The organism is Chloroflexota bacterium (assembly GCA_018648225.1).
Lineage (GTDB): Bacteria > Chloroflexota > Anaerolineae > Anaerolineales > UBA11858 > NIOZ-UU35.
In genome coordinates, this window is sequence record JABGRQ010000111.1 from 1 (window position 1) to 12699 (window position 12699).

Annotated in this window: 12 protein-coding genes and 2 tRNA genes; 7 read left to right on the forward strand and 7 right to left on the reverse strand. The window is 52.7% G+C overall.

Annotated features, from left to right (window positions below; genetic code table 11):
• Positions 1-78 precede the first annotated feature (78 nt).
• A complete protein-coding gene (locus HN413_10780; GenBank protein MBT3390883.1) occupies positions 79-1341 on the forward strand; it encodes a 4Fe-4S dicluster domain-containing protein in 1263 nt (420 codons plus the stop codon).
• A gap of 53 nt (positions 1342-1394) precedes the next feature.
• Here the strand turns inward: HN413_10780 and HN413_10785 are convergent, their stop codons facing one another.
• From HN413_10785 to HN413_10800, 4 genes are all read right to left on the reverse strand, one after another.
• Positions 1395-1613: a zinc ribbon domain-containing protein gene (locus HN413_10785; protein MBT3390884.1), complete on the reverse strand. Its 219-nt coding sequence runs from the start codon at positions 1611-1613 to the stop codon at positions 1395-1397.
• A gap of 52 nt (positions 1614-1665) precedes the next feature.
• Positions 1666-2004 (reverse strand): stress response translation initiation inhibitor YciH, encoded by a 339-nt coding sequence (locus HN413_10790; protein MBT3390885.1) that lies wholly within the window; start codon positions 2002-2004, stop codon positions 1666-1668.
• A 41-nt stretch (positions 2005-2045) separates the two neighbouring features.
• Positions 2046-2117, reverse strand: a tRNA-Ile gene (locus HN413_10795).
• 3 nt (positions 2118-2120) lie between these two features.
• Positions 2121-2192 (reverse strand) — tRNA-Gly (locus HN413_10800).
• Between the two features lie 113 nt (positions 2193-2305).
• Between HN413_10800 and HN413_10805 the strand changes: the two genes are divergently transcribed.
• The 6 genes from HN413_10805 (at position 2306) to HN413_10830 (ending at position 9059) form a co-directional block, all read left to right on the forward strand.
• Positions 2306-3154, forward strand: a complete 849-nt coding sequence (locus tag HN413_10805; protein ID MBT3390886.1) for a hypothetical protein — start codon at positions 2306-2308, stop codon at positions 3152-3154.
• Positions 3154-3567: a DUF4332 domain-containing protein gene (locus tag HN413_10810; GenBank protein ID MBT3390887.1), complete on the forward strand. Its 414-nt coding sequence runs from the start codon at positions 3154-3156 to the stop codon at positions 3565-3567. The genes HN413_10805 and HN413_10810 overlap by 1 nt, the downstream gene beginning before the upstream one ends.
• 160 nt (positions 3568-3727) lie before the next feature.
• Positions 3728-5029 (forward strand): nodulation protein NfeD, encoded by a 1302-nt coding sequence (locus HN413_10815; protein MBT3390888.1) that lies wholly within the window; start codon positions 3728-3730, stop codon positions 5027-5029.
• Positions 5030-5149: 120 nt separating this feature from the next.
• Positions 5150-6094 (forward strand): lipoyl synthase, encoded by a 945-nt coding sequence (gene lipA, locus HN413_10820; protein ID MBT3390889.1) that lies wholly within the window; start codon positions 5150-5152, stop codon positions 6092-6094.
• An 88-nt stretch (positions 6095-6182) separates the two neighbouring features.
• Positions 6183-8054, forward strand: coding sequence for a hypothetical protein (locus HN413_10825; GenBank protein ID MBT3390890.1), 1872 nt, complete (start codon positions 6183-6185; stop codon positions 8052-8054).
• A 39-nt stretch (positions 8055-8093) separates the two neighbouring features.
• A complete protein-coding gene (locus HN413_10830) occupies positions 8094-9059 on the forward strand; it encodes a hypothetical protein (protein MBT3390891.1) in 966 nt (321 codons plus the stop codon).
• Between the two features lie 49 nt (positions 9060-9108).
• Here the strand turns inward: HN413_10830 and HN413_10835 are convergent, their stop codons facing one another.
• From HN413_10835 to HN413_10845, 3 genes are all read right to left on the reverse strand, one after another.
• Positions 9109-9348, reverse strand: a complete 240-nt coding sequence (locus HN413_10835) for a GlsB/YeaQ/YmgE family stress response membrane protein (protein ID MBT3390892.1) — start codon at positions 9346-9348, stop codon at positions 9109-9111.
• A gap of 269 nt (positions 9349-9617) precedes the next feature.
• Positions 9618-11072: an NADH-quinone oxidoreductase subunit N gene (locus HN413_10840; protein ID MBT3390893.1), complete on the reverse strand. Its 1455-nt coding sequence runs from the start codon at positions 11070-11072 to the stop codon at positions 9618-9620.
• A gap of 55 nt (positions 11073-11127) precedes the next feature.
• Positions 11128-12666, reverse strand: coding sequence for an NADH-quinone oxidoreductase subunit M (locus HN413_10845; protein MBT3390894.1), 1539 nt, complete (start codon positions 12664-12666; stop codon positions 11128-11130).
• Positions 12667-12699 lie beyond the last annotated feature (33 nt).

Below are 12699 nucleotides of genomic sequence, written 5' to 3' on the forward strand. Positions count from 1 at the left end.
TTAATCTGCGCATTTCTGGTCGTAGGTGGATTTGGCGCCTTTGCGTGGCTTTCTCTACAGGAGGGAGCGCGACGGGCGATGAAGATAGCTTTGGGGATTGCGCTGATTGGGGGTGGAATTTTCTTGGGAGCTGCGGCTTCGCCAGATTTTGTGAGGCGTGCCTTTGTTGGGGTTGTGCTCTTCTCGGGGGCGATTCTGGTTATTCTATTCTTCATCCCGGTGGGAATCCGCGAAGTGGGTGAGGATACCCCCTCGCGGCGCGTCGACGAGCGCGAAATCATGTTTGCCCGCGCTCGTTTGCAGCCCGACACACCGGCGTACACAGCCTACTATCAGGCTCATCCTGAACATCAACAAGGGGACGAACGCACGCGCGCCTTGCCGGGACTGCTCTCTTCGCAAGCGAAATATTTCGATCCGCTGCATAATGCTTCACCCGATGGGAGTTTCTTCCTCACACATGCGCTGCGTGATGCTGTGGATGGTCCGGTCTCCACTGAACGCGTCGAGCATCCTCCGCAGCAGATGGCAGCTTATATCAAAGGGCTGGCACGTTATTTTGGCGCGCTGGATGTTGGTATCACTGCCTTGCAGCCTTATCACGTTTATTCGCACACCGGGCGCGGCACTGGCGAATATGGCGCTCCAATTCCGCTCGAACATGCGTATGCGCTGGCCTTTACCGTCGAGATGGATTCTGAGATGGTTGCCGCGGCTCCGCATCTGCCCATTGTGATGGAATCGGGGCGTCAATATGTCGAAGCGGCGCGTGTAGCGGTGCAGTTGGCGCAGGCCATCCGCGCAATGGGGTATGCCGCACGGGCGCATATTGACGGCAATTACCGCGTGATTGCGCCGCTGGTAGCGCGCGACGCTAATTTGGGTGAGATTGGCCGCATGAGTCTGCTGATGACTCCCAAACAAGGCCCCCGCGTCCGTTTGGGTGTAGTGACCACCAATCTGGAATTAATCCCCGATACGCGTGAGCCGAATGCCGCTATGATCGATTTTTGCTCAATTTGCAAAAAATGCGCTGTGAACTGCCCCAGTCGCTCGATTCCAGTTAATGACCGCCAGGCAGACGATGGCGTGCTGCGTTGGAAAATTAACCCGGATACATGTTTTCGCTATTGGAATGTGATTGGGACAGATTGTGGGCGCTGTATGGCTGTGTGTCCGTATTCTCATCCTGATAATTGGGCGCATAACCTTGTGCGCTGGGGCATCCAGCGTTCGGGCGCTTTTCGTTGCGCCGCGCTTTGGTTGGATGATATTTTCTATGGAAAGCAGCCGGATGCAAAACCCCTTCCGGCCTGGCTGAAACAAAAAAGCACCGGCTGAAAGCCCGCGCTTTTTGTATTTATGTCAACTCACGGTTGACAGAGCTATATACCTCAAAGACCGCCTATGTTACATGAAGCGGCTGGTGCAGGAGTAGAACTCGCTGCAAAAGAATCACTTCCCCCAGGTTTGGATGCGAAAGTAGAAAATTGCTTTTTCACCTGAGCGCTTTGGCAGCTTGGGCAGGTGATACTATTGACTGAACCAGCGCTACGCACAAGCTCTTCAAAAAAATGACGGCACTCTCCACAAATAAATTCAAAGATTGGCATGGTTGCCTCCGTAAAAAAACTGGAATTTTGTAGTTCGATGAATCCAGTGGCTTTATCCCCCGGAAATTTTGACCTTATATCCCAGTTTTTTTAACGCGTCTGAAATTTTTTGGCGGTGTTCGCCCTGAATTTCAATCACGCCTGCTTTGATCGTCCCCCCTGTGCCGCACGCCTGTTTTAACTTTTTTGCCAACGCCTTCAGATCTTTTTCAGAAAGCATCAGATTTTTCACCAGCGTGACTGTTTTCCCGCCGCGGCCTTTCGACTCGCGATGTAGATAAGCCGTCTGCTGTTGGGGCGGCAATGAAGTCTGTGCAGAATGTTTTGGGCTTTGCTTGCGCAAATCTCCCTGTTCTGAAGACCAAACGGTGGGACGTTTATCATGTGTCATAATGTGTACGAATAAAAAGCTCCTGAAAAGGAGCTTTTTAATGGGCCCAGTTGGGATCGAACCAACGACCAAACGGTTATGAGCCGTCCGCTCTGCCACTGAGCTATGGGCCCAAGAGCGGGCGACCGGATTCGAACCGGCGAATGTCAGCTTGGAAGGCTGATGCCTTACCACTTGGCGACGCCCGCATACTACCCCAATGTCTTTCAGGATTGCGCACCGATTTTACCTTGAGGCGCAGCGGCGGTCAAGTTTCATTGAATGAGTTGCACAATCAAATACTTTGATGTAAAGTAAGGGCATGTCGAATACATTTATATTCCGCTTGATGGGGGGGATGCGCCTGTTGTTCAGTATTATCTGGGCTGGGTTGACTATTGTGGCTGGCTTTTATGGGGATCAGGTGCTGCGGGATGTTCAAATCCGTTTACAAGATAGTCTGGAGTTAGCCGACGGAAATCTGACTGCGTTGAACGCGATGATTGAGGTGACTGGTGATGTGTTGCTCACCGTGCAAAATTCTCTCGATACCGTGCATCAGACCACCGTAGACCTCAGCCTGACGCTTACAGATACGCGCCCGCTGGTGGATGACGCGGCCCAGGTCATCACGCAAGATATTCCCATTGCCCTCGATGGCGTGCAAGCCTCCATGCCCGGCGTAATTGAAACCGCGGCCGCGGTGGATGAAACCCTGATCTTCTTGTCGGCGTTTCAATTCACGGTTCCTAACCCCTTTGGGGCAGATTTGACCCTGGGGCTGGGAATTGACTACGCTCCTGACGTCCCCCTTGATATTGCCCTGGAGTCCCTTAGCAGCAATCTTGAAGACATCCCCGGCGAATTGCGCGGCCTGGAAGATGATTTCGGAAACACCAGTGTTAATCTACTAACTTTGCGCGACGACCTATCCGCATTGGCCGATGATCTCTATCTCATCAATCAGCAGGTGGATGAATTGTATCCACAGGTAGACGCGTTAGCTGCCAGTGTCCAGCAGCTGCATCAAAGCCTGTCGCAAATACAAACGCAGTTGGATGCAAAAATACAGAAAATTTGGCTCGGGTATCTGGTTCTTTTAGGATTAATCTTCATTAGTCAGATACCGGCAGCTTATCAGGGCATTGTGATGATAAAGGAGAAAAAATAATGAGAACACGACTCCCCTTTGGCGCTCGTCGAAAAAAATGGCTGTGGATGTGGTTGGGGCTGGAGTTAGGCGCGCTGATCGGTTGGCTGCTGTGGTGGTGGCTGAAAGAGCAACCCCGGGCGGAGCCAGGCAAACCGACCTCGCAGTTGATTCTGTTCCCCGATGAAAATATACCCCCCCCGCCGCCGCGCCGCAAGAAAATCCATGCTCCTGCGCCGATTTCTGACGATCTCACGCAGATCAACGGTATTGGGCCAAAATATGCCCAAATTCTGATGGATGCGGGCGTGATGAGTTTCCATCAGCTTGCTGCCACGCCCCTCGAAGAGCTTCAGACAATTTTTCGCGCCGCTATCGGGCGCACGCCCAACGTCGCCCCCTGGATTGAACACGCCGCGGCGAAAAATACATAAACTGGACTTACAGACCTCCGAGGTCTTACCACGGCTATGCTCGTCCTGAAAGACTATCATAAGACTTTGGAGATCTTACTGCCTGGCACGCCCCCCAACTATGAACGATCATTTTTCCCCACCTAAATCCCTGTGTTTACGACATCCGGCGCCCATTAGTATGGTGTTATTGCTCATCGGATTGAGTTTGCTGTTTTCGAGTCATGTATTGGCTCAGAGTGAACTCCCTCAGGTGCTGGTGCTGACTGCCGATGGCGCGATTTCCCCGGCGATGGCTGAGTACCTGGCGCGTGGTATTCGTATCGCCGAGCAGCGTCAGGCCGAAGCGCTTATTCTTCAACTCAACACCCCTGGCGGCAGCGTAGACACCATGACCGATATGGTTGAAAGCATTCGTGGGAGTTCGATTCCTGTGGTGGTTTTTGTTGCGCCGCGCGGAGCGATTGCGGGCAGCGCCGGAACAGTGATTACGCTGGCTGGGCATGCCGCAGCGATGGCCCCGGAAACAGCCATTGGCGCAGCCAGCCCGGTGGGGGCGCAGGGTGAAGATATTGGCGAAACCATGGAAGCCAAAGTTAAGGAAATTCTCAAAGCGCAGGTGCGTTCGCTGGCCGAAGGCCGCGGCCCCGAGGCGGTTGCCCTGGCTGAAGCCACCATCGAAGACGCACGCGCAGTTTCGGCAAATGAAGCCCTGGCGATCGGGTTGATTGATTTTGTCGCCGAAGATATTCACGACCTGCTCAGCCAGTTGGATGGCTTTCAGATTATGACAATGGCTGGGGAACAAGTGTTACATACCGCCAACGCCGAGATTTCGGATTTACAACTCTCGCTGATTGAGCAACTTTTGTTAGTACTCACCAATCCTAATATCGTCTTTATATTTCTGACGATTGGCGTTCAGGCGATTCTCATAGAACTATCCAGCCCCGGCGGGTGGGTGGCTGGATTTATCGGCGTGGTTAGTATCGCGTTGGCGGCCTACGGGTTGGGGGTGCTGCCGGTCAACTGGTTTGGGCTGATCTTCTTGGCGGTGGCTTTTGTGTTGTTCATATTAGATATAAAAGCCCCCACACACGGCGCGCTGACTGCTGCCGGGGTGGGTTCGTTAATTGCGGGCGCGCTGATGTTGTTCAACTCGCCCTCTACGCCTGAATTCCAGCGCGTTTCGGTGCCGTTGGTGGTGGTCAGTTCGCTGATAACCGGGGGAACATTTGTGGTTATTCTGGCGTTTGCACTGCGTGCCCAGAAAGCCCCGGTGCGCATGGGCAATCAGATTTTGCTGGAGAAAGCAGGTTTTGTCAAAGAACCGATCCCGCCGTTCGGTTCTGGTGTGGTGCGGGTGGAGGGCGAGCTTTGGAGTGCAGAGTCGGCTCACAACAAGGCCATCCCCGCCGGGGCACGCGTGAAAATCCTGTCGGTGAGCGGGAATCGCCTTCAGGTGGAAAAACTAAGGGAGTAAGGAATAGGGTAGTTTTTCCTACTCCCTACTCCCTACTCCATATTTCATATATTGTTCTAATTTGTGAAATTCTATCGGGCAGAGTAGAATAGGGGGTATTGTTGTTTTCAAGGAGAAACTATGCCTGTTACCCCAACCCGTGACCGGGTGAAACCTGAAGAAATCGATACTACTCCCAAGCGCCGCCCGCCGTGGATTCGGGTGCGCGCCCCAATGGGGGAGACCTATGAAGAAATCCAGCAGTTGATGCGCTCGAAAGAGTTGCATACGGTTTGTGAAGAAGCGATGTGCCCCAATTTGGGCGAGTGCTGGGGAGCCGGAACAGCTACATTTTTGATGCTGGGCGATGTTTGCACGCGCACATGTGGATTTTGCGATATTAAACACGGCAAGCCATCATTTCTGGATTGGAACGAGCCGGAGCGGATTGCCCAAGCTGTCGCCAAAATGAAACTCAAACATGCCGTAATCACCAGCGTCAACCGCGATGACCGCCGCGACGGCGGCGCGCCGATTTTTGCCATGCTCATCCGGCGCATCCGCCAGCTACAGCCGGGCTGCTCGATTGAGGTGCTAATCCCGGATTTTAAGGGCAGCCTTGAGGCGCTCCGAATTGTGATGGCCGCCCGCCCCGAGATTTTGAATCATAATGTGGAAACCGTGCCGCGCCTGTTCAAGGGGGTGCAACCGCAAGATAATTATGCCTGGGCCGAAGCTACGCTGCGCAATGCCAAACGCCTGGACCCCGAAGTGCTGACCAAATCGGGCATTATGCTGGGGTTGGGCGAAACGATGGATGAGGTCAAAGCGGTGATGCGCGATTTGCGCGCCTGGGGGGTTGATATTCTCACCATCGGGCAGTATTTACAGCCCAGCCGTAAACATCTACCCATCGAGCGCTATTACACCCCCGAAGAATTTGTTGAACTCAAGCTGTTTGGCGAAGAGATTGGTTTTCAGTGGGTCGAAAGCGCGCCGTTGGTACGTTCTTCGTACCATGCGGTCGATCAGGTGCGCGCCTTGAGCATTGTGCATCGCAAGCTGTATGGTGAAACTGCGGCGTAATGTAGTGAAAATAATTTGTGTTCTGTTTTGACGACCCTCACCCCTCTTCCAATTCAGGGAGAGGGGTGAGGGCCTGGATGGGAAACTTATGGAAGAAACACTTTCTTTTTACCCTTTATTGATTGTTGTATTCCTGGCGTTTATTACGCCAATCGCTTTGTCGCGCTTCAAAAAAATCCGTTTACCGATTGTGGTTGGCGAGATTTTGGTGGGCATCATTGTGGGACGCTCTGGCCTGGGGTGGGTAGCACATCACGATGCTGTGTTGGATTTGCTGGCCGAATTGGGTTTTGTTTTTCTCATGTTCCTTTCGGGGATGGAGATTGATTTTAAGAGTATCGTCGGTGTTAGCAGTAGTCGTGAAAAAGGGAAAAAGCATCCCATTGGCCCATTGGGGTTAGGTTCACTCAGCTTTGTACTTACATTAGTGTTTTCAACGTTGATTGGATTTGCGCTGGTGAAGGCAGGCCTGGTTACCAATCCGTGGATGATTGCATTGATTCTTTCTACGACTTCGTTGGGGGTAGTTGTGCCGGTACTCAAGGAGCGCGGCCTGAGCAGCGGGCGTTATGGGCAATCTTTACTTGTGGCGGCATTAATCGCCGATTTCGCCACGATGCTGTTGATTACCGTGGTCGTTGCCGCCCTATCGCACGGTCTCACGCTGGATATATTGCTCATCGGGGTTTTATTTGTAGCCTTCTTCTTGATGTACCAATTCGGAATGCTGTTCTTCAATCGCATTCCGGGCGTGCGGCGTCTAATGGAAGAACTCAGCCATGCCACGGCGCAAATCAAAATCCGCGCCGCCTTTACTATGATGCTGATCTTTGTGGCTCTGGCAGAAGGCTTGGGAACCGAGATTATTTTGGGTGCATTTTTAGCTGGCGCAATTGTTTCGCTGCTGACAACCCCCGAAGATGCTGAAACGAAGCATCAACTTGAATCCTTTGGGTTTGGTTTCTTCATCCCGATTTTCTTCATCATGGTGGGGGTGGATTTTAACTTGAATGCCCTGCTGGATTCCCCCCAGGCGTTGCTTTTGCTGCCGATATTATTTGCCGCAGCGGTGGCGGTGAAACTGTTTCCGGCGCTGGTGTTCAGATTTAATTTTAGCTGGCGCGAGACCTTCGGGGCAGGTTCCCTGCTCTCGGCGCGTTTGTCATTAATCATTGCCGCCTCAGCGATTGGCCTGCGCCTGGGCGTCATTACCGATTCGGTGAATGCGGCCATTATTCTGGTTGCCATTATCACGGTGACAATCGCTCCGCTGATCTTTTCCCGCCTGGTTCCTGAAAAAACTCCAGGTGAGCGCCGTCCCACAATTGTTGTGGGAGCAGGCGTTTTGGGGATGCAAGTTGCCGAACAAATCCGCGCGCACGGTGATCTCGTTGTCGTTATAGATGATGACCAAGAGCGTATCGAACGCGCCCGGCGGCGTGGTTTTGAAGCGGTGGAGGCGTGCGTAGATGCTTATAATCCCGCCTCCGAAGACTATTTCAACAAGGCCGATCGTCTGGTATGTTTGCACAGCGACGTGGAGAAAAATTATCGTGTCTGCGAATTCGCGCGCGCCACGTATGGAATTGAACATATCGTCACACGAGTTACCGCACCTGGGGAGATGGCCCGTTTCGAGAAATTGGGCGTCACCCCTATGAACGCTGCCACCGATCAGGCCATGCTGCTAACGCTCCTGACAAGGAATCCCAGCCTATATGAATTACTCACCCGTACCGATGATGACCGCGAAGTTTGCGAAGTTTTAGTCCACAACAATAATTTCCTGGATCAACCTTTACGCGACCTCGATTTCCCCGAAGACCTGATGGTGCTGGCAGTGCGCAGAGATGGGCAACTGATTGTGCCGCATGGCGATACCCGTCTGGAATCGGGTGATTTGCTCACGTTATTAGGGCCTTACGAATGTGTAGAAAAAACGCGTATGATGGCAAGTTAATACCAAGATGACAGTTATCTGAACGGAAGGAAACGGATCATGAATAGTCGTCAGCGATTTCTTGGAGCCTTCGGTATTGATTTCCCCCCGGACCGTGTTCCGCTATTTGGTGAGGGAATGCGCCCGGAAGTGTTTGCTGCCTGGGGACAACCCGGTTTAACCGCGCCGGATGACATTCCCAAGCGCTTCCTGTTCGATGAGCGGGAAGAAATCGTTCTGGAAGTGGAACCTGATCCTGAACCCGAACAGTGGCCTGCCTCATTGGCCGATCTGGAAGACTATCGCCGCCACCTCAACCCCGATGATCCGCATCGGTTGCCGCCGATTAATCCGGCTTGGGAGCAGCGTACATATCCGTTGTTATTGCGCGTGAACGAGGGGTTTTTCTTGAATATGGGGGTGTACAAATGGGAACGTTTCTACGATTTGATGAATTTGTGTACCGATCAGCCTGATTTTGTGCGCGCCATGATGAAACTTCAGGGCGACTTTGTGGCCGAAATAACGGCGCGTTTTTTGGATCATTCATCGGTGGATGCCGTCATTTTTAGCGAGCCGATTGGTGGCAATCATGGGCCGTTAATTTCCCCGCACATGTATGCCGATTATGTTTTGCCAAGTTATCGCCCTGCGTTGGATGTGATTGCCCGCCACGGGATCGAAACGGTGATCTTGCGCACCTATGCCAATACACGGGCTTTATTGCCCGCCGCGGTAGATTGCGGTTTTAACTGTCTGTGGGCTTGTGAAACCGACGAGAGAGAGATGGACTATCTTGATATTCGACAGGAATTCGGGCCTGACCTGCGCCTGATCGGTGGATTGGATACGGATGTGCTGATGCTAGATCAGATTGCTATCCGGCGTGAAGTTGAGCGGGTTGTTCCCCCCCTATTGGCGCAAGGGAATTTCATTCCATTGATGGATGGCCGCGTGCGGGAATATATTCCTTATGAGAACTACGCTTTTTATCGTGAGTTACTGGCGGAGATTATTACCAAATAAAAATAGCCAGACCGTATTGCGATCTGGCTATTTTTATTTGACGATTGCACTATTTTTTGAGAATACTCACGATCCAGAGTAGAAGCAAGGCACCGATGATAGCAGTCACCAGTGAGCCAATCAGACCTCCGAAGCTAATGCCAACCAGCCCCAAAGCCCAACCGCCCAACAGTGCGCCGATCACGCCGACAACGATATTGCCGATCAGCCCAAAGCCATCGCCTTTGAAAATTTTCCCGGCTGCCCAACCCGCGACAGCACCAATGATGATAAAGAGAACAAAGTCCATAATAAACTCCTTTTCCTTGGTGTGGTTGAAGTGTGACGCAAAATATAACCCGCGAATTGGAAGTTAGTTACTCAAAAGCGATGATCATTGGCGTTGTTCCCAAATAACTATCTTCTTGGCATCCCGCGCACACCCTTTTTTGCGAAACATTGATTGCGAAGACGTGAGCCTGAGCAATCAGTTTTATTCCGGAACAGGTCTAATATCGTACGAATCAAAAACTCGGAGATTATTTAGAATCTCCGAGTTTTTGATTCGTAGCGCGTTGTTTAGAATAACTGCAACACTGCCTGGCTAGCCCATCGGAAGAGTGGTACAGAGATAATGCTTAGCACCACTGTGGCTACGGCTGTCAAACCCGTGGTCAGGTTGAGTAAGTTGCTGCTTTCGACAGATGGTTCGCCCTCGCGCATGTACATGATGACCAACACACGCAAGTAGTAATACGCTGAGATCAGCGAGGTCAGCACGCCGATAATTGCCAGCCAGTAGAACCCGCCGTTGATCACGGCGCGGAAGAGATAAAATTTGCCCATAAAACCGAGCGTGGGGGGCACACCAGTAAACGAGAGCATAAAGACCAACATGGCGGCTGCCAACGCAGGATATTTCGATCCCAACCCGGCGTAATCTTCCAGTTCGAGACCTTTGCCCTCGGCTTTTTCAAGGGCAATCACGATTGCCCAGGCGCCGAAGTTCGTTATTGCATAGGCTACCAGATAGAAGAGAGCGGCGGCAACTGCATCGGGAGCGATGGCACTTTGCCCAAAAGTGACCAATGCCATGAAGATATAACCGGCATGGGCAATGCTGGAGTATGCCAACATGCGCTTGATATTGCTTTGTGAAATCGCAACCAGATTGCCGAAGATCATCGTCAACGCGGCCAGCATCCACATGATGGGGAACAGGTCATCATACAGGGTTGGTAACGCAGCCACAAATAGACGCAGCAGGGCAGCAAAACCAGCCGCTTTTGCACCCACAGCCATGAAGGCCGTGACGGCGGTCGGCGAACCCTGGTAGACATCGGGCGTCCACATCTGGAAGGGAACCGCGGCAACCTTGAAGCCGAAGCCTACCAAGATTAACGCCGCGCCAAAGAGCAGCAAAGTCATATCGGCGGTTCCGGCGTTGATGGCGGCGACTATGTCGATCAGAGCGGTGGAGCCGGTTGCCCCAAAGGCAAGCGCCACCCCATAGACCACGAACCCACCCGCAAAGGCGCCCAGCAGGAAATACTTCAGCGCCGCCTCTTCAGAATCCAGCTTGGGGCGGGCGAATCCAGCCAAAATGTAGAGCGGAATTGAGAGCAACTCCAGGGCCAGGAAAACCACAATCAAATCGGTTGCCGCGGCCATGAGCATCATCCCGCTAACAGAAAACATCAGCAAAATATAATACTCACCGCGGGCCAGGTTCATGCGTTTATTGTAATCATACGCCAGGGCAATCGCTGCCAGCCCGCTGAAGGCGAAGAGCACATTCAAGTAGGCGCTGAAGCCGTCAACGGCGACCATATTATTGAAGCCGGTGTATGAATTATTTGTTTGGTTAATCGATAGGCCCAGAGCGACGGCAAAGCCCATCGCGGCCAGCAGCGGGGTGAGCCACTTATTTTTGCTGTTGAAGGCATCCACAAGCAGCAAGATGCTGGCCCAGGCAACCAGAGTGATGATCGGAAGGATGGAGAGTAAATCAGTGCTTGTCATAGAATCTCTCATTCAGACCCGAAAGGTTTTACCAAAACTCGTAAAACTTTACGGTCTCCGTGGATAGTTAGTGCATTGCCCCGGCCGCGGCTTGCACGGCGGCGACCAATTTATCGACCGTTGGGGCCATCAGTACAAAGAACGGCTTGGGATACAGGCCGATCCAGAAGATCAGTACCAGGATTGGCAGCAGGGTAATGATCTCGCGAGCATTCAGATCGCGCAGGGCGTGGCCGTGCTTCTTGACTTCTTCGACAATCGAGCCTTCAGGTCCGAGGAAGATTTTTTGGAAGAAGTAAAGCATGTAGACCGCTGCCAGGATGACACCGATTGCCGAGAGACCTGCGTACCAGGGGGAACCGATGGCCTCGGAGCCAAACGCGCCGAGTAAGATGGTGAATTCGCCAACGAAACCGTTCAGGCCGGGCAAGCCCATCGAGGAGAGCGCCACAATCAGGGTCAGGGTGCCGTAAATGGGCATCAACTTCCACAAGCCGCCGTAGACTTCAAAGTCGCGGGTATGGGTCTGCTCGTAAATCATACCCACCAAAAGGAACAAAGCGCCCGTGCTGAGACCGTGGTTGATCATTTGCAGGATGCCGCCCTGAATACCCTGGGGGTTGAGGGCGAAAAGGCCCAGCATGACAAAACCCAGGTGGCTGACCGATGAGTAAGCGACCAGTTTCTTAATATCACGCTGATAGTACGATACGGCCGCGCCATAGATGATACCGATCACTGCCAATAACGCCATCCAGGGAGCGGCTTTGACCGCCGCCGCCGGGAAGAGCGGAATATTGAAGCGGATAAAACCGTAAGTGCCCATTTTTAGCAGAACACCGGCAAGGATGACCGAGCCAGCGGTGGGCGCCTGAACGTGGGCATCGGGAAGCCATGAGTGTAGCGGCCACATGGGCACTTTAATGGCAAAAGCCGCGGCGAATGCCAGGAAGAGCCACATCTGAATATCCGCCGGGATGCCGCCTTGGGCGATCAGCTCCGGAACCGAGAAGGTGCCCTGGTAGATGCCCAGCCACAGAATCGCCAGCAGCATCAGCAAGGAACCCGCCATCGTGTACAGGAAGAACTTGACCGCGGCATACATGCGTTCAGGCCCGCCCCAGATACCAATCAGGAAGTACATCGGCACCAGGGTGAATTCCCAGAACACGTAGAACAGGAATAAATCCTGCGCCAGGAAAACGCCCGTCATGCCAACTTCCAGCATCAAGAAGAAAATCATAAAATCTTTGACTTTCGTCTCGACGGCATTCCAGGTGGAAAGGATCGAAATCGGGGTCAGGAAAGTGGTCAGCAGCACCAGAAGAATGCTCAGGCCATCAACGCCCATGGCGTAGCTGATATTCCATCCGGCAACCTGAATCCAGGGGATATTGATTGCCAGTTGGAGTTGTCCGGGCTGAATACTTTCGTAGCCAATGAACTGCGCCAGCAACACGATCGAGATGCCAAAATTAATCAGCGAAGCGACCAGGGCTGTCCAGCGGTGGGCATTATGTTGCTCCGGCTTGAGGAACAGCAAAACCAGCACGCCCAGTAAGGGGAAGAATGTGACCAATGTGAGAGGGTGCAAAAGATATTCCATATTCAAAAATCCTCCGTTCAGACGTTGGAACGT